General features: G+C 63.0%; 6 protein-coding genes. 3 read left to right on the top strand and 3 right to left on the bottom strand.

Translation table 11 applies throughout. The features are described 5' to 3' along the window. Window positions 1-434 precede the first annotated feature (434 nt). Together E1573_RS24825 and E1573_RS24830 are read right to left on the bottom strand one after the other, a co-directional pair. Entirely contained in the window at window positions 435-1,754 is a 1,320-nt protein-coding gene (locus tag E1573_RS24825) for an ATP-binding protein (protein WP_133217183.1), read from the bottom strand. Further along, entirely contained in the window at window positions 1,751-2,434 is a 684-nt protein-coding gene (locus E1573_RS24830) for a response regulator transcription factor (protein ID WP_133217185.1), read from the bottom strand. Before E1573_RS24830 ends, E1573_RS24825 begins: the two co-directional genes overlap by 4 nt. 172 nt (window positions 2,435-2,606) lie before the next feature. On the opposite strand from E1573_RS24830, the gene dsbD reads away from it, so the two are divergent. From dsbD to dsbG, 3 genes are read left to right on the top strand one after another with little or no spacing between them, the layout of a single operon-like run. Next, window positions 2,607-4,322, top strand: a complete 1,716-nt coding sequence (dsbD, locus tag E1573_RS24835) for a protein-disulfide reductase DsbD (RefSeq protein ID WP_133217187.1) — start codon at window positions 2,607-2,609, stop codon at window positions 4,320-4,322. Then, entirely contained in the window at window positions 4,322-5,179 is an 858-nt protein-coding gene (locus E1573_RS24840; protein WP_133217188.1) for a prolipoprotein diacylglyceryl transferase family protein, read from the top strand. Before dsbD ends, E1573_RS24840 begins: the two co-directional genes overlap by 1 nt. Further along, window positions 5,164-5,928, top strand: coding sequence for a thiol:disulfide interchange protein DsbG (dsbG, locus tag E1573_RS24845; protein WP_133217190.1), 765 nt, complete (start codon window positions 5,164-5,166; stop codon window positions 5,926-5,928). Before E1573_RS24840 ends, dsbG begins: the two co-directional genes overlap by 16 nt. Window positions 5,929-5,983: 55 nt before the next feature. On the opposite strand, the gene E1573_RS24850 is transcribed toward dsbG, so the two are convergent. Beyond that, window positions 5,984-18,943, bottom strand: coding sequence for a non-ribosomal peptide synthetase (locus E1573_RS24850; protein ID WP_133217191.1), 12,960 nt, complete (start codon window positions 18,941-18,943; stop codon window positions 5,984-5,986). Window positions 18,944-19,010 lie beyond the last annotated feature (67 nt).

Below are 19,010 nucleotides of genomic sequence, written 5' to 3' on the forward strand. Positions count from 1 at the left end.
TCGCAATCGCGGGGCAAGCCCGCTCCCACCGACGGGCATGGTGCAAGGCGTTGTCCGACAGGCAAGCAAGCGGATGCTATCGCTTGAAAAACGCTTCAGCGTTGCGAGGATTTAGCCAAAGCGGCGTTTTTAATCTGTGTGAGCAGCAGTCTTGCTGATTCTGGTGGGAGCGGGCTTGCCCCGCGATTGCGGTGTGTCAGTGAAATCGCAATCGCGGGGCAAGCCCGCTCCCACCGACGGGTATGGCGCAAGGCGTTGTCCAACAGGCAAGCAAGCGGATGCTATCGCTAAAGAAAGCTTCAGCGTTGCGAGGATTTAGCCAAAGCGGCGTTTTTAATCTGTTGGAGCAGCTGTCTTGCTGATTCTGGTGGGAGCGGGCTTGCCCCGCGATTGCGGTGTGTCAGTGACATCGTAATCGCGGGGCAAGCCCGCTCCTACCGGCGCAGGGGGATGTGCATGAGTACGCGCAGGCCATCGCTCTGGCTGTCGAATCGCAACGAGCCGGCGCAGCGCTGTACGATGGCTTGGACAATCGCCAGGCCCAGACCGCAGCCACCGCTCTGGTCATTGCGCCAGAAGCGTTCGGTAAGGCGTTCAAGGTCTTGCTCGGCAATGCCCGGGCCGTGGTCACGCACCAGAAAGGCTACCTGCCCCTTGTCCATCTGCACCGCCAACTCCACCGGCTCGGTTCCACGGGTATGGCGCAAGGCGTTGTCCAACAGGTTGCGCAAGGCAGTCACGGCCAGGGGCGAAGGCATGCCGAGATAAGCCTGGGCCGCGTCCGGTGCCAACTGCAGATTGATCCGCTGCGCATCGGCAAGGCCGGTGTCCTGGATGGCCTGGCGCGCGACCTGTTCGGCACTGCTCTGTACACCGTCCTCGAACGACAGGCTGCCTTCAACACGCGCCAACAGCAGCAGTTGCTCCAAAGTTTTGTGCATGCGGTCGGCGCCCTGCTCGGCACACTCCAGGGCCTGTTCACGGGTGGCCCCCTCGGTCATACGTGCCACTTGCAGGTGGGTCTTGATCGCAGTCAACGGCGTACGCAGCTCATGGGCGGCGTCATCGGTGAGACGACGCTCGCGTTCGATGGTCTGGGCAATGCGCAGGAATAGCTGATTCTGGGCGTCCTGCAACGGCTGCAGTTCGCTGGGCAAACCACGCACCTGCAAGGGTTCAAGGGCGTCCGGGCGACGCCTGCGCAAGGCGTCACGCATGCGGTTGAGCGGTGCCAGGCCTTTGCCGATGCCAATCCACAACAAGCCCAGGCTGCCCAGCAACGCCACCAGCACCGGTGCCGACGCGGCCAGCAGAATCGAACGGTTCAGGGCCTCGCGTTCCTGATGACGGTCAGCGGTGGTAATGCGTACGTCACCACGGTAATAGGTAAAGGTTCGCCAGCGTGCGCCCTCAATGGTTTGATCGCGAAAACCGCTGCGATCATCCTCAAGGTTGTGTTCTTGATTGTGGTTGCGGGCAATGATCTCGCCACGCAGCGAGCTGACCTGACAGGCCATGCCATCCGGCACGCTGAGCTGGTCGGCACTCAGTTGCGTGCCGCCACCCTTGGCCACCAGCGGTTGTGGCAGTTGATCGATCAACCCAGCCACCATGCGCGCCGACGCCACCAGGCGCTGGTCGAGGGAGAACATCATCTGGAAGCGTAGGTCGCGCAGCATCCAGGCTGCGGCCAGGGCCCAGATCAGCACAAAGGCGGCGCCGAGGATCAGCGTCAGGCGTACACGCAAACTCATGGAGACTCAACCTCGGGCAGCTGTGCAGGCCCCAGGCGATAGCCCAGACCGCGTACGGTTTCGACAATGCCGTTACCCAGCTTGCGCCGCAGGTGATGGATATGCACGTTCAAGGCATTGCTCTCGACCTCGTCACCGAAGCCGTACACGCTGTCTTTGAGCTGTTCACTGGACAGCACCCGACCACGGTTGTGCAACAGTGCCTGTAACAACGCCTGCTCACGCCGCGAGAGGTCGACCGGCACGCCCCCCAGACAGGTTTCGCGGCTGCTGGGGTCGTAGCTGAGCGGGCCGTGCTCAATGATGTTGACCGCGCGCCCGGCCGAGCGGCGTAACAAAGTGTGCAGGCGCGCGGCCAGCTCACGCAGGTCGAACGGTTTGAGCAGGTAATCGTCGGCCCCGGCCTGCAGGCCATCGACCCGGTCGGTGACCGCGTCGCGAGCGGTGAGCACCAACACCGGCAGCACTTCGCCCTGCTGGCGCAGGCGCTGCAGCAATTTGAGCCCATCTTCATCGGGTAAGCCCAGGTCCAGCACCATGACGTCGAAACTGGCAGCCTGCAACATGGCCTGAGCCGCTCCGGCGCTGGCCACCCGGTCCACGGTCATTCCCTGAGCGGTCAGCCCCGCAGCGATGCCGCTGGCAATCAGGTCATCATCCTCGCAGAGCAGTACGTGCATGGTGGGTCTCGCAACTAAAAGTGGCAGTGAATCGCAAGCGGATTAACGCAGGATTATGCCGCGCCAGCGCCGGATCGTCGCGGTTCGGGCGACAACCGACGCGTCTTGGTTAACACTCGGTTAATCGCGCTCGGCCAGGATCAGGCGCTTACTGCACTACCAAGGCTTCGAGATGCGCACTTTATTAATTGCCCTGATGCTTCTGTTCAGCGGTCTTTCCCAGGCCAACCCCTTTGCCCAAACCGACTTTCTGCCGGTGGACAAAGCCTTCGTGTTCAGCAGCGAACGGCTGGCGTCCGGGCAGATGCGTCTGCACTGGAAAATCACCGAAGGCCACTACCTCTATCAGAAGCGCCTGAAGTTCGACGGCCTGCCCGCCGAACAGCATCCTGCATTGCCGCAAGCCCTGCCCCATCACGATGAATACTACGGCGACACCCTGGTGTACCGCGGTGAACTGGAACTGCTACTGCCAGCCGACGCCACCGGCCAACTGCGCATGGGCTGGCAAGGCTGTGCCGATGCCGGGTTGTGCTACCCGCCGCAAACCAACCTGGTCAGCCTGAGCGACATGCCTGTCGCTGCACCCGCCGATGTGCAGGCTGCCGATCAAGCCCTGGCCGGCGGCCTGCAACAGTCGACCCTGGCCTGGAGCCTGCTGGCCTTCTTCGGCCTCGGTCTGCTACTGGCCTTTACGCCATGTTCGCTGCCCATGCTGCCGATTCTGGCCGGGCTGGTGTTGGGTAACGGCGTCACCGCCCGCCGTGGTTGGCTTCTGGCCAGCGTTTATATCTTGAGTATGGCCTTGGTCTACGCCGCGCTCGGGGTGATCGCCGCCTTGCTTGGCAGCAGCCTGCAGGCCTGGTTGCAGCAGCCTTGGCTGCTCGGCACCCTGGCCGGCCTGTTTGTCTTGTTGGCCTTGCCGATGTTCGGGGCATTCGAGTTGCAGCTGCCCGCCTGGCTGCGCGACCGCCTGGAACGTGCCGGCCACGGTACCCGCGGAGGCAACCTGTATGGCGCCGCCCTGCTCGGCGCCCTCTCGGGCTTGCTCATGGGCCCGTGCATGACCGCACCTCTGGCCGGCGCTCTGCTGTATATCGCGCAAAGCGGCAATGCGGTCCATGGCGCCCTGGTGCTGTTCACCCTCGGCCTGGGCATGGGCTTACCGCTGTTGCTGCTGGTAACCCTGGGCAATCGCTACCTGCCACGCCCTGGGCCGTGGATGAACCTGGTCAAAGGTCTGTTTGGCTTTGTCTTCCTGGCCATGGCCCTGTACACCTTGCGTACTGTGCTGGAGCCGTCGCTGTGGCTGGGCCTGGGCGGCGCCTGGTTGATCGCCTTGGCCTGGGCGGCGTGGCCTGCACTGCACGCACTACGACCAATCCGCGCGCTGCCGTTGCTGGCCGGGTTCTGGGGCAGCCTGCTGGTGATCGGCGCTGCCGCTGGCGGCAGCGACCTCTGGCAACCGTTGCAACCGTTCCGCGCCGGCACTGCCACGGTTGCCAGCGTGGCCCACAGCGATGCGTTCATTACCGTCACCCAACCGGCTGAACTGCAGCGTGAACTGGACACTGCCAAAGCGCAGGGCCAGTGGGTAATGCTCGACTACTATGCCGACTGGTGTGTGTCGTGCAAGGTCATGGAAAAGCAGGTGTTCGGCCGCGCCGATGTACTGGCAGCGCTTGATGGCGTGCGCTTGATCCGCCTGGATGTCACCGCCGATGCTCCCTCCAGCACCGCGTTGATGCAACGCTACCAGGTGCCCGGCCCGCCGAGCATTATCTGGATCGGCCCAGAAGGCAACGAGCGGCGCAGCCGGCGCATCACCGGTGAAATCGATGCGAAGAACTTCCTCGAACAATGGGCCCAAACCCGGAGTCAAGGCTGATGCTGACTGTAGACCTCGGGCCGCTGACCATGGCCGTCGATCATCTGCTGCTCCTGGGGGCGCTGACCCTGGCCACGCTGGTGGGCTGGCGGGTGGCCAAGCGCGAGGGCGACAACCCTGAATCGGTGCTGTTCGGCCTGTTCTTGCTCGGACTGCTGGGCGCGCGCCTGGGGTTTGTGCTCAGTTACTGGCCGATGTATCGCGACGACCCGATCCAGATCGTCGACCTGCGCGATGGCGGCTTCTTGCTCTGGCCGGGGCTGCTGGTGGTCGCCATTGTCGCCCTGTGGCGCGGCTGGCGACGCCCGACTCTGCGCCGCCCGCTGGGCTGGGGCCTGTTCAGTGGCGTGCTGTTCTGGGCGCTCGGCAGCTTGGCCAGCCACTTGTATGAGCAAGGCACGCAACTGCCCGAGGTGAGCCTGTACAAAGCCAACGGCCAGGCTGTGCAACTCACCGACTACCAGGGACGACCGCTGGTGATCAACCTGTGGGCCACCTGGTGCCCACCGTGCCGACGGGAAATGCCGGTGCTGCAGCAAGCGCAGCACGACCACCCGGATATCACCTTCCTGTTCGTCAATCAGGGAGAAACCCCGCAGACGGTCAGTAACTTTCTTGCCACCACCGGCCTGAACCTGTCCCACGTGCTGTTTGACGGCGCTGGGCAACTGGCGCAGAAAGTCGGCTCCATGGCCCTGCCGACTACGCTGTTCTACAACGCCGACGGTCGCCTGGTCGGCAGCCACCTGGGCGAGTTGTCACGGGCCAGCCTCACCCACGCCCTGGAATCCTTCGAGCGCGCCCCAGCGCCCGCCGTCACCAACACTGCAAGGAACGACGCATGCACCCTTTGTTGAAACTGCCACTGAGCCTCACCCTCGGCCTGCTGGCCAGCCAAGCCGCCCTGGCCGAAGCGCTGCCCAAAGCCGTGCAGCAGATCGAAGCCAAGGGGGTAAAAATCAAGGGCACCTTCGATGCGCCCGATGGCTTGCGCGGTTATGCCGCCGAATACCAGAACCGCGGCATGGCGCTGTACCTGACACCTGATGGCAAGCATGTGCTGGTTGGTAGCCTGTTCGATGAGAAAGGCGAAGACTTGAGTGAAGCACCGCTGCAAAAGCTGGTGTATGCACCGATGTCCAAGGAAGTCTGGGCGAAGATGGAAAAAACCGCCTGGATTGCCGACGGCAAAGCTGACGCCCCGCGCGTGGTCTACTTGTTCAGCGACCCGAACTGCCCGTACTGCAACATGTTCTGGCAGCAGGCGCGGCCGTGGGTCGAGTCAGGCAAGGTGCAGTTGCGCCACATCATGGTTGGCATCATTCGTGAAGACAGCCCAGGCAAATCGGCGGCGTTGCTGGCCAGCAAAGACCCGGTCCAGGCCTTGATGAAACACGAGAGCGCCGGCAAAGCCAGTACCCTGAAGGCATTGGACAAGATTCCAGAAGCCGTACAGGCCAAGCTCGACAGCAACCTGGCGCTGATGGAGGAATTGGGCTTGTCGGCCACCCCGGCGATTTTCTATCTGGACGAGCAGCAACAACTGCAGACGCAGCAAGGTGCACCACGCCCAGACATGCTCGGGAAAATTCTGGGTAAACGCTGACTCAGCGACCGTGCGTGCCTCCAGCCACAGCGGCACGCACGGTGATACTCAGGCCCTACAGTGCCTCAAGCTCTGCCATCAGGTCACTGAGCCGGTCGACCTTGTCGTCGCTCAACACGTTGGCCTTCAAGCCTTCCACATAAATCGCCAGTTCCTCGACGGTGCTGCACTCGAACATGGCTCGCAACGGCACGTTCAGTTGCAGCGCCTTCTGCACCCGTGAAGCAATCTGGGTGGCCAGCAGCGAATGCCCGCCCAACTCGAAGAAGTTGTCGCACACCCCAACCCGCTCGACCTTGAGCACCTCGGCCCAGATCGTGGCCAGGGTCAGCTCCAGCTCGCTGCGCGGCGCCAGGTAGTCCTGGCGTTGCGCAGTGCTGAAGTCAATTGTCGGCAAGGCCTTGCGGTCGAGTTTGCCGTTGGCATTAAGCGGCAATTGTTTGAGCCAGGCCCAGTGCAACGGCACCATGTACTCGGGCAACTCAGCGCGCAGGCGCTGCTTGATCCGTTCGAGCAAGGCATCAGTATCCGCGCTTGCATCACTGGCCACCAGATAGCCCACCAGGTGTTTACCGTTGGCGCCTTCTTGCACGCCCACCGCCGCATCGCGCACCTCAGCCTGCTCGTGCAACCGCGCTTCGATCTCACCCAGCTCGATGCGGTAACCACGGATTTTCACTTGATGGTCAATGCGCCCGACGTACTCGAGCACCCCGTCCAGCCGTCGCCGTGCCAGGTCACCGGTGCGGTACAGCCGCTCGCCCGGCGCCCCGAACGGATGCGGAATGAACGCCTGCGCGGTGCGCAGCGGATCGCCGACATAACCACGGCCCACGCCGGTGCCAGCCACACACAATTCACCCACAGCGCCCAGCGGCACCAGTTCCTGATCTTCACCGAGCAGGTACAGACGGTTGTTGTCGGTTGGCGTACCGATAGGCAGGTAGCTGCCACGGGTCGAGGCCGCATCGACGCGGAAAAACGCCACATCATCGGAGCACTCAGCCGGCCCATAGGCATTGACCAGGCCAATCTGTGGATAACGTTGTAACCATTGCGAAGCCAGTTCCGGTGGCATCGCCTCCCCCGTAGGCAACATCCAACGCAAACCATCCAGTTGTTGATGCTCATTGGCAAGCATGCCCTGAATCAGTGACGGCACGCTCTCCAGCACCGTGATACCACAGGCCTGAACATGCTCAAGCAAGCCCTGCGGATCATGGGCAATCGCATTCGGCACAATCACCACCTGCGCTGCGAACAACGGCGCGGCCAGGAACTGCCAAACCGAAATATCGAAGCTCTGCGAGGCCGTCTGGGCGATCACATCCTGCTCGCTCAGTTGCAGGTACGGCACCTTGCTCAGCTGGTTGTTGAGCATGCCGCGCTGTTCGACCATCACCCCCTTCGGCAAGCCGGTGGAACCAGAGGTGTAAATCACGTAGGCGAGGTTGTCAGGCGCGCTGTAGATACCCGGATTGGTCTCAGGCCACTCGCCGCCCTGCACATGCTCCCAAATCAGTAACTTCGGGCGCCCCGCACAGGGAAGCTCATCGAGCAGCGCCCGCCCTTGCTCGGCACACGCCTGGCTGCACACCAGCACCGGCGTGCGGCTGAGTTCAACAATACGTTGCAGACGTGCTGTCGGCAGGCCCGGGTCGAGCGGCAAGTAACCGGCGCCAGCCTTGAAGCTGCCGATGATCATGCCCAACAACGGCAAATCACGCTCGGCCAGCAGCGCGACCGGCTGGTCGACGCTCACCCCGGCAGCCACCAGGGCATGCCCCAGACGGTTAGCCTGCGCGTTAAGTTGCGCATAGCTGAGCGACCGCTCAAGGCAGCGCGCTACGGTGCGTTGCGGTTGGACAGCAACCTGCGCCTCGAACTGCTGCACATAACTCTGTTCCAGTGGATACACCCGCTCACTGTGGTTGCAGCCTTGCAGCAGGAATTGGCGTTCTTGTTCACCCAACAGCGGCAGCGCGCTCATGTCACCGTGGAAGCCATCGGCCAGGGCCAGCAGCAAGCGCTTGAACTCGGCTAGCAAGCGTTCAACAGTCGCGGTCTCGAAATAGCGCTGATCGAACGACAGGTGCAGCCCCAGGTCATCCCCTGGGTAGCAGACCGCAGTCAACGGGAAGTTGGTGTGGGTCCGGCCAGAGTCGGAGCTGGCATTCAGGCTTTGCGCCCGGTCCAGTACCGCCACTTCTACCGGCGCGTTTTCGAACACAAACAAGCTGTCGAACAGCGGCTGGCCTTTAGGCAGCTCGCTACACTCCTGGATGCTCACCAGCGGCAGGTACTCGTACTCGCGCAGTTGCATGTTGAGGTCGAGCAAACCTTTGAGCCATTGCTGCACCGAGCAACGCTCACCGGCTGCCGGCAGTTTCACCCGCAAGGCGATACTGTTGATGAACAGCCCGACCGTGCGCTGCATGTGCGGCATACTCACCGGCCGACCGGCAACGGTCACCCCGAACAGTACGTCGCGTTCACCGCTGTAACGGCTCAACACCAACGCCCACGCCGCCTGGGCAAAGGTGTTGATGGTCAACTGATGGGCCTGGGCCAACTCACGCAGGCGCGCCCCGTCGCTGACCTCAAGACGGGTGTAACAGTCACCGACAATCATCCCGGCATTTTCGCCACCATGGTCACGCAACAGTGGCCGGTCGCTGGGCACTGCGGTGCTGCGTTCAAAGCCTTGCAAGTTGTCGCGCCACCACTGACGTGCGGCGTCCAGGTCCTGGTGCTGCAGCCAGCTTATGTAGTCGCGGTAACGCGGCGGCACCGGCAACTGCGCTTCGCGGCCTTCGCCGAGGGCCATGTACAGTTCGAAGAAATCGTTCATCAGCAATGAGCGGCACCAGGCATCAATGAGGATGTGGTGGTTGCTCATCATGAACCAGTAGCGGTCGGCACCCACCCGAATCAGACGCAGGTGGAACGGCGCCTGCTGCAACAGATCAAAACCGGCTTCGCGCTCCTGCTTGTGCAAGGCCTGCAGGCGCGCCTCTTGCTCGTCTTCAGCAAGGTCGGCCCAGTCGAGGTAGTCCAGCTCAGTGCTGCCCGGCTTATGGATAATCTGCAGCATGGCCTCGCCAGCGTTCCAGCTGAAGGAAGCACGCAATGCCTCATGGCGGGCCACTACAGTCTGCCATGCCTGGGCAAAGCGCTCCCGATCCAAGGCGCTGTTGATACGGTAACGGTCCTGCATGTAATAGATGCCGGTGCCGGGTTCAAGCAAGGTATGCAGCAGCAACCCTTCTTGCATCGGTGTCAGCGGGTAGACGTCTTCGATCTGCGCCGCCGGTACTGGCAGGCTGTCGATTTGCTCCTGGGTCAGGTGCGCCAGCGGGAAATCCGAGGGCGTGAAGCTACCGTTGCCCGGCGTCAGGCAATGCTCGATCAGCCCCAGCAGTTCGGCCTTGTAAGCCTCAGCCAACTGCTCGATGGTACGTGCGTTGTAGCGCTCGCGGCTGAAGGTCCAACGCAGTTGCAGTTCACCGGCGAACACTTGGCCATCGACACTCAACCAGTTGGGCAGCGGCGCGTCTTGGTCATGGGCCTCGCCTACCGGCTCGTCCACGGGCTGGAACAGGGCATCGGCCTGGAACTGCTGGTCGAACTGGCCCAGGTAGTTAAAGGTGATTCGCGCCTGCGGCAAAGCCGCCATGCGTTCACGCACGCCAGCATCCGCCAGGTAGCGCAACACGCCATAACCCAGACCTTTGTGCGGCACCTGACGCAATTGCTCCTTGATCGCCTTGATCGATGCCGCCTGCCCGGCGGTACCGGCATCAAGTACAGGGCTCAGGCTTAGTGGGTAAGCACTGGTGAACCAGCCGACGCTGCGGGTCAGGTCCATGTCGTCGAACAGGTTTTCGCGGCCATGACCTTCCAGTTGCACCAACACCGACGTATCGCCACTCCAGCGGCACAGCACGCGCGCCAGGGCGGTCAGCAACAGGTCGTTGACCTGGGTGTGATAGGCCGCCGGGGCTTGCTTGAGCAATTGCCGGGTTTGCCCGCTGTCCAGGCGCACGCTGAAGGTCTGCGCTTGCTTGTGCAAGTTCGCCCCTTGCGGGTGATCGCACGGCAGCTCGCGGTGCGCGGTGCTCAATTGCGCCTGCCACCAGTGTTGTTCCTCACGCAACGAGTCGCTGCTGGCATAGGCCTGCAGGCGCGTTGCCCAATCACTGGCCGCGCGGGTTTTAGCGGCCACGCTCTGGCCGCGATAAAGCGCTTGCAGGTCTTCGAGCAGTACGCGCCACGACACACCATCCACCACCAAGTGATGGATCGCCAGCAACAACCGCTGCCGACCCTCGGCATCTTCGACGAGCAAGGCTCGCAGCAACGGGCCGTTGTGCAGGTCGAGGCTACGCTGCACATCGCTGAACAGCGGCTGGCAGTCGGCAAAGCTGTTGACCGACACCTGCCAGAGCAACTCACGGCTGTCGCCCTGCACATAATCGCCCTGCCACTGCCCTTGCTGCTGGCTAAAGCGCAGGCGCAGCACATCATGGTGCGTGACCAGCTGTTGCATAGCCTGCTCCAGCGCCTTGGCGCTCAACCGTTCGACCGGTGCCAGCAATACCGCCTGGTTCCAGTGCTGCGGTTGCGCGACATCGCTGTCGAAAAACCAGTGCTGAATGGGTGTCAGCGCGGCGCGACCGCTTAACGGCCCTTGATCGACCTGACTGTTATCACTGCGGCTCACCACAGTGGCCAGAGTCTGGATGGTCTGGTGCTGGAACAGATCGCGTGGGGTGAAATGCAGCCCCGCCTGACGCGCACGGCTGACCACTTGGATCGACAGAATAGAGTCGCCACCCAGCTCGAAGAAGTTGTCCTGTACACCAACCCGCGCCACGTTCAACACGTCGCGCCAGAGCTCGGCCAGTTGCTGCTCCAGGTCGTTACGCGGCGCTTCATAGCGTTCACGCCCGTGCTCCAGATCCGGCATTGGCAGGGCCCGACGGTCAAGCTTGCCGTTGCCAGTCAGTGGCATCTGCTCAAGCAACAGCAAGTGGGTCGGCACCATGTAGTCCGGCAGGTGCAGGCGCAGTTGCGCCTTGAGTGCATCTCGCAGCGCAGCCTGTACGCTGGCCTCGGCCTGCGCCTGGTCGCACACCAGATAGGCGGCCAGTTGTTTACCACCCGGCATGTCCAGCGCTAGCACCACCGCTTCACGGATCGCCGGGTGCTCCAGCAGGCGCGTTTCGATTTCGCCCAGTTCAATGCGGAAACCGCGAATTTTCACTTGGTGGTCGATTCGGCCCACGTACTCGACCAGGCCGTCATCACGCTGACGCACCAGGTCGCCGGTGCGGTAGAGACGCCCGCCGCTCTGGCTGAACGGATCGGCGACGAAACGTTCTGCGCTCAGCCCCGGCCGCTCATGGTAACCCTGAGCCAGCCCTGCACCGCCGATGTACAACTCACCCACGCCACCCTGCGGCAACAGCGCCAGGTCGGCATCCAGAATGTAAGCCTCCCGCGCGCCGACGACACTGCCAATTGGCACACTGGCAGCCCCTGCGGGCAGTTGCGCTGGCGCCAGGCACGCCAGCGGCATGACCACGGTTTCCGTCGGCCCGTAGGCATTGAAGAACTGCTGCGGCGCAAAGGCCTGGCGAATTCGTTGCAGGTGCTCGCCGGTCAACGCCTCCCCCCCGGTGATGCACAAGCGCACCGGCAGGGTCTCGCTGCGGCTGGCCAGCCACTGCGCCAGCTGGCTGCCATAGCTTGGGGTAAAGCCGAGGATCGACACCTGTTGCTCGCGAATCAGGCTGCAGATTTCTTCCGCCCCCCATTGCCCCTGCGCACGCAATACCACCCGTGCGCCACACAGCAACGGCACCAATAGGCGCTCGGTGGCAGCGTCGAAGTTGATCGAGTAAAAATGCAGCTCACAGTCGTCGCTGCGCATACCGAAGCGTTCGATTACCGCCTGGCAGTGCATGGCGATTTCGCCGCGGCTGACCACCACACCCTTGGGGTTGCCGGTAGAGCCGGAGGTGTAGATCAAATAGGCCTGATGCCCTGGCAGGCTCACGTCAGCCAGTGGCTCGCGGCTCACTGCGACCAGCGCCGGGCCGTCGTCTTCCAGGCACCATCGCGTCACCTGAGCGGGCAATTCGCCCAATGCCTCGAACAAGCTGCGCTGGCCCAACAAGATGCTGATGCCGCTGTCTTCGATCATGTAGTACAAGCGTTCAAGCGGGTATTCCGGGTCGAGCGGCACATAGGCGCCGCCGGCCTTGAGAATCGCCAGCAGCCCCACCACCATCTCCAGCGAGCGTTCCAGGGCCAGGCCCACTCGCACCTGCGGGCCGACACCGCGTTCACGCAGAACCCACGCCAGTTGGTTGGCGCGGGCGTCCAGCTCGGCGTAGCTCAGGTGCTGGCCGGCAAAGGTCAACGCCAGCGCCTGCGGTTGGCGCGCCGCTTGCGCGCTGAACAGACCTTCAATGGTCTGCACCAGATCGACCTCACGCTCTCCGACAAGGCTGTTGCGCAACTGCTGCTGTTCATCGCTGGCCAGCATCGGCAGCTCGCACAACCGCTGCTCAGGGTTGTCGAGCATGGCCGCCAGCAATTGCTGCCAATGCTTGGCCATCCGGGCGATTCGCGGTTCGTCGAACAAGTCGCAGCTGTAGGTCAGGCAGCAACCCAGTCGGCGGTCCAGATCAGTGACCTCAAGGTTGAGGTCGAACTTGGTCGCGCGGGCATCGTTGACCAGATAGTCGACCTGCATACCCGACAGTTGTCGGCTCTGCTGGAACTCCCAGCGTTGTACGTTGCACATCACTTGGAACAGCGGGTTGTAAGCGCTGCTGCGCGCCGGCTGCAGGGCTTCGACCAAGTGATCGAACGGCAGGTCTTGATGGGACTGACCTTCGATCACAGTCTGGCGCACCTGATCGATCAGCTGGGCAACGCGCATCTGCCCATCGAGCTGGCAACGCAATACCTGGGTGTTGAGGAAGGCTCCAATCAGCCCTTCGCTTTCCGGGCGGATGCGGTTGGCCACTGGCGCGCCGATGCGCAGGTCGTGTTGGCCGCTGTAGCGATAGAGCAGCACCGCCAGGGTCGCGGTCATGGTCATGAACAAGGTCAGGCCGCGCTCGGCATTGAACGCCCGCACCCGTGCTGCCAGTTGTGGACTCAGGTCAAAACGGTAGAGTTCGCCACGGTGGCTTTGCACTGCGGGCCGAGGCCGGTCAGCAGGCAGTTCCAGCACCGGATGCTCGTCACCCAGTTTGGCCTGCCAGTACGCCAGCTGGCGCTGCCCTTCGCCACCCTCCAGCCATTGCCGCTGCCAAACGCTGTAATCCAAGTACTGCACCGGCAAGGGTTGCAGCGGAGAGTCGCGCTCATCGACAAAGGCTTCATAGAGTTCGCCCAGTTCACGGGCGAAGATGTCCATGGCCCAGCCTTCGGTGACGATGTGGTGCAGCGTCAGCACGAAGTAGTGTTCGTGCTCCGCCGCCTTGACCAGGCAGGCACGCAGCAATGGGCCGCGCTCCAGGTCGAACGGCTGATGCGCTTGCTCATCGGCAAAAGCCTGTAGCCGCTGTTCGCGTGCAGCGGGGGTGTCGGCGGAAAAATCCTGCCAGTCCATCTGCAGCGTGCTGTCACTGTTCACGCACTGGTACGGCACACCGTCGATGCTCGGGAACGTGGTGCGCAGGGTTTCATGGCGCACGATCAGGGCTTGCAACGCCTGTTCGAAGCGGCTGACATCCAGCACCCCGCGCAGGCGCGCCATGCCGCCGACGTTGTAGGCCGGGCTGTCTGGTTCCATCTGCCAGAGGAACCACATGCGTTGCTGGGAAAACGACAACGGCACGGCCTGGCGCCGATCGATGCGGGCGATTTCGCCTTGCAGGTTATGCGCGCCACTGTGTTGAATGCGTTCGACCTCATGGGCAAATGCACCGAGCTCACTGGCCTCGAACAACACCCGCAACGGCAACTCGACATTGCATGCCTGGCGCGTGCGGGAAATGATCTGGGTCGCCAACAGCGAGTGGCCACCGAGGGCGAAGAAATCATCTTGCAAGCCGACCTGCTGCAACCCCAGCACTTCGCGCCAGATCGTGGCGATCTGCTGTTGCAACGCCGTGCTCGGTTCGATGTGCGTACGGGTGGCCCACACCGGCTCCGGTAGCGCCTTGCGATCAATCTTGCCGCTTGGGCCCAAAGGCATCTGCGCCAGGTGCATCAACAGTGCTGGCACCATATAGGCCGGTAATTGCTCGCCCAGTGCGGTCATCAGCCCGTCGTTGTTTTCCACTCCGCTGTAATAGCCGACCAATTGCGCACCGGCGACTGTCTGGCGAATCACTACCAACGCCTGGGTAACGCTCGGCTGGCTCAGCAAGCAGGCTTCGACTTCTTCCGGCTCCACGCGAAAGCCGCGCAGCTTCACTTGCTGGTCAAGACGCCCGAGGTATTCCAGGGCGCCCAGAGACGCCACCCAGCGTGCACGGTCGCCACTGCGGTACAGCCGCTGGCCATTGCCTTGCGGATGCGGGATAAAACGTTCAGCAGTCAGCCCGGGGCGCCCCAGGTAGCCGCGCGCCACGCCGACACCTCCCAGGTACAACTCACCCGGTACACCAGGCGCGCTGAGCTGCAACTGAGCATCAAGCACCTGGCACTCGACGTTGGCCAACGGCCGGCCAATCGGCGAGCGCGCGCCATCGGCCTCGGCGCACTGCCAATGGGTCACGTTGATAGCGGTTTCGGTCGGGCCATAACGGTTGTGCAAGGCCACCTGCGGCAACACGCTCAACACCCGGTCCCGCAGCGCTGCTGACAACGCCTCCCCACCGCTGAACAAACGCCGCAGGCTGCTGCACCGTGCTGCCAGTGGCTCTTGAATGAACACCTGCAACAGGGCCGGCACGAAGTGCAAAGTGGTCACTCCATGCTCGCGTACCAGCGCCGCGATACGTTGTGGATCGCGATGTTCGCCCGGGCCGGCCAGCACCAGGCTGCAGCCGGTCACCAGCGGCCAGAAGCACTCCCACACCGACACATCGAAACTGATCGGCGCTTTCTGCATCAGCACATCGTGCTCATCCAACGCGTACTGCGCCTGCATCCACTGCAGGCGCTCGGCCAGTGCCGCATGGGTGTTGCCCACGCCTTTGGGTTGCCCGGTCGAACCCGAGGTATAGATCACATAAGCGAGATTATCGCCGTGCAGGTGCAGGCCCGGCGGCTGGCACGGCCAGCTGTCGAGTTTGAGCCGGTCCATGGCGATGCCGCTGACACCCTCCACCTGCGGCAAGCGCTCCAGCACATCGCTGTGGCTGAGTAACAGGTTCGCGCCACAGTCAGCCAGCATGTAGGCAAGGCGCTCGCGTGGGTAGTCGGTGTCCAGCGGCACGTAAGCCCCGCCGGCCTTGAGAATCGCCAGTATGCCAATCAGCAACTGCGGTGAACGCTCGGCGGCAATCGCCACACACACGTCCGGGCCGACACCTTTGTCACGCAGGTAATGGGCCAGGCGGTTGGCCTGCTGGTGTAAGCTGGCGTAGTCGAGTGAGCCGCCGTCCCAGCGCAGCGCTGTGCGCTGCGGCGTCAACCGTGCCTGCTCATTGAGTTGCTCGACCAGCCACTGTCGGGCCTGCGGCGCAGGCGCCTGCCCCCACTGCTGCAGCTGTTCACGTGCCTTATCGTCGAGCAGTTGCACATCACCGATCAACATCGTCGGTGCTGCGCAGACCTGCTCCAGTACGCTGAGTAAGCCTGCGGCCAGACGCTGCACCGTCGCCGCGTCGAACAGTTCGCTGGCGTAATCGAACGCAAGCGTCAAACGCCCCTGGTGATCTTCCTCACTGTGCAGTTGCAGGTCGAACTTGGCCTCGCGGCTGTGCCACGGCAGTTCTTCAGCCAACAACCCCGGCAGGCGGCGCAGTGCACTCAGGTCACGTTGCTGGTGGTTGAACATGACCTGGAACAGCCCCTGCTCACGGGCCTCTGGGAAAGCTGCGAGCAACTGTTCGAACGGTAGGTCCTGATGGGCTTGCGCCTGCACCGTGGCCTGGCGCACCTGAGCCAGCAGTTCAACAAACGGTAAACGCGCGTTGAGCTGAGCCCGCAGTACCTGGGTGTTGATAAAGAAGCCGACCAGGCTTTGGGTTTCCAGGCGCGGACGGTTGGCATTCGGTACCCCGACACGAATGTCGGTTTGCCCGCTGTAGCGATGTAACACACTCTGGAAGCCCGCCAGCAAGAGCATGAACAGCGTGCTGTCGTGCTGACGAGCCGTGCTGCGCAGTGCATCGGTAAGCGCTGCCGGCACGCGCAGGCTCAGGCGTGCCGCCGATTTGTGCAACTGGCTGGCGCGCGGGTAGTCGGTGGCCAGGTCGAGCACCGGGTGCTCGTCCCCCAGTTGCGCTTGCCAGTACTGCAATTGCCGCGCGGCTTCGCCGTCGGCCAGCCACTGCCGCTGCCAACTGCCGTAGTCGGCATAGCCCAGAGTCAACGCTGGCAACTCGACTTGCTGGCCCTGACTGTGGGCGGCATACAGGCGCGAGAACTCGTCGATGAGGATATTCATCGACCAGCCATCGGCGATGATGTGGTGCAAAGTCACCCACAGCTGATGCTCCTCGCTGTCGAGTCGAACCAGCGTCACACGCAACAGGGGGCCGAACTGCAAATCAAACGGCTGCCGCGCTTCGGCTTCGCGTCGTGCCTCCACTTCTGCGCTGTCAACATCGCTCAGGTCCACGTGCTGCACAGCCAACGCCAGCGTAGGCAGGATGCGCTGCAATGCCTGCCCCTGCTCTTCGAAGAACACCGTGCGCAGCGATTCATGCCGTGCAACCAGAGCCTGGAAGCTGGATTGCAGGGCATCCGCGTCCAGCTCGCCGCGCAAACGCAGCGCCCCCGGAATGTTGTAGGCCGCACTGTGCGACTCCAGTTGCCACAGCAGCCACAGGCGGTTCTGTGCCAGCGACTGCGGCACGGCCTGGGCACGTGTAACGGTCTGAATCGCCCGGTTGGCAATGCCGCTCCGCTGCGCGGCAGCCAGTGCCGCACAAAAATCGCCCAGCACCGGCGCTTCAAACAACACCCGCACGCTCAGGTGCAAGCTCAGTTCATCGTTCAGCCGCGCAGTAAGCTGGGTGGCGGCCACCGAGTTGCCGCCCAGCAAGAAGAAGTGATCATCCAGAGCCACCTGGGCTACGCCCAGTTGCTCGCACCACAAACGCGAAACCAGACGGTGCAACGGCTCGTCTTGCGAGCTGGCAACAACCGCCTGGGCTGGCACGGCATCCGGGAAACGCGCGTAGCAATCCAGGCTGCCGTCATGCATCCGCAGACGACAGGCCGAGCGCTGCAATTTGCCACTGGAGGTTTTCGGCAGCGCCCCCGGATTGAGCAACAAGACCACGGCCGGGGCTTGCTGACAGGCATCGGCAATCACCTGACGCACGCCTTTGATCAGCGTTGCCGGGGCGAGCACCCTCTGCACATTGCGGCTGATCTCAACGGCAACACCGATGCCCTCCTCACCCTGGTCATCGACGGCAAACACCGCCACGCGCCCCTTGCGCAAGCCTTCGACTTCACGCTCCAGGGTCTTCTCCAGATCCTGCGGGTAAAGGTTGTGGCCGCGGACAATCAGCATATCCTTGAGCCGACCGGTCACGAACAGCTCACCCTCACGCACAAAGCCCAGGTCACCGGTGCGCAACCAGGTCTGCCCGCCGTGTTCGACAAAAGTCCGCGCTGTGGCTTGCGGGTTACGCCAGTAGCCTTTGGCAATGCTCGGGCCACAGGCCCAGATCTCACCGACCTGATTATCTGCCAGTACCGTCAGCTGTTGTGGGTCGACGATCTGCACACCGTGCTCGGGCTGGCTGCGTCCACAGCTCATCTGCACCGTGTCCCGGCCCGGTTCGGCGCTGTTGCGGGCCAATGCACCGGCATCCAGCGTCAGCGCAGCAATGCCTTGGCCACGTTGGCTACCGCTGACAAACAGCGTCGCCTCGGCCAGGCCATAGCTGGCGAAGAAGCTGTCGGCGGTAAAGCCACAGCCAGCAAATTTTTCCGCAAAGGCATGCAAGCTGTCTTGGCGAATCGGCTCAGAGCCGGAGTACGCCACACGCCAACGGCTCAGGTCGAGGTTGCCCAGCGCAGCTTCGCTGACCCGCTCTGTGCACAGGCGGTAGGCGAAGTCGGGGCCACCACTGATGGTACCGCCATGCTCGCTGATCGCCTGCAACCAGCGTTGCGGACGGGCGAGGAAGTAGGCCGGCGCCATCAGCACGCACGGCACGCCGCTGAAGATTGGCTGCAGCAAACCACCGATCAGGCCCATGTCGTGATACAGCGGCAACCAGCTGACGATGACATCGTCCGGGTTCAGGTCGATACCGAACCCCTGACGAATCAGCACCTCATTGGCCACCAGATTGCCGTGGCTGACCTGCACGCCTTTGGGCAACGCGGTAGACCCAGAGGTGTACTGCAAGAAGGCAATGTCATCGGCGTGCAGCGTGGGAAGTTGCCAGGCATCGGCCAACGTCGTGTTCAGACCATCGACCGCCAGCAATTGCGGTGCCGTGTCCACGGCCAGCACTTCAAGGGACTGCAGGCTGTCGTGCAAGGCACGGGTGGTCAGCAACAGACGCGGCTCGGCGTCATCGATGATCGATAGCAAACGCTCCTGGTGATGTCGACGCGAAGACTCCGGCGGATAGGCCGGCACGGCAATCACACCGGCGTACAGGCAGCCAAAAAACGCCGCGACGTAATCCGGGCCGCTGGGGAATAGCAAAATGGCCCGGTCGCCAAACTCGGTACGCGCCTGCAAAGCACCAGCGATAGTACGCGCACGCAGATCCAGCTCCCGGTAGGTGAGCACGGCTTGCTCTTGCGGGTCGTCGGCCAGAAAGCGCAAGGCAACCCGCTCCGGGGTATGCGCCGCACGTTGTGCCAGTGCCTGGACCAGCGTAACCGGGAGTTCGAAGGCGTCCGTCATGGGAAGGTTCCTGCCAGAGTCTGTACGTGAAATCAGGGCTCGACAGGGGCGCGGACCGGTACTCGGT

The sequence above is a fragment of the Pseudomonas sp. H9 genome, assembly GCF_004353925.1.
Classification (GTDB): domain Bacteria; phylum Pseudomonadota; class Gammaproteobacteria; order Pseudomonadales; family Pseudomonadaceae; genus Aquipseudomonas.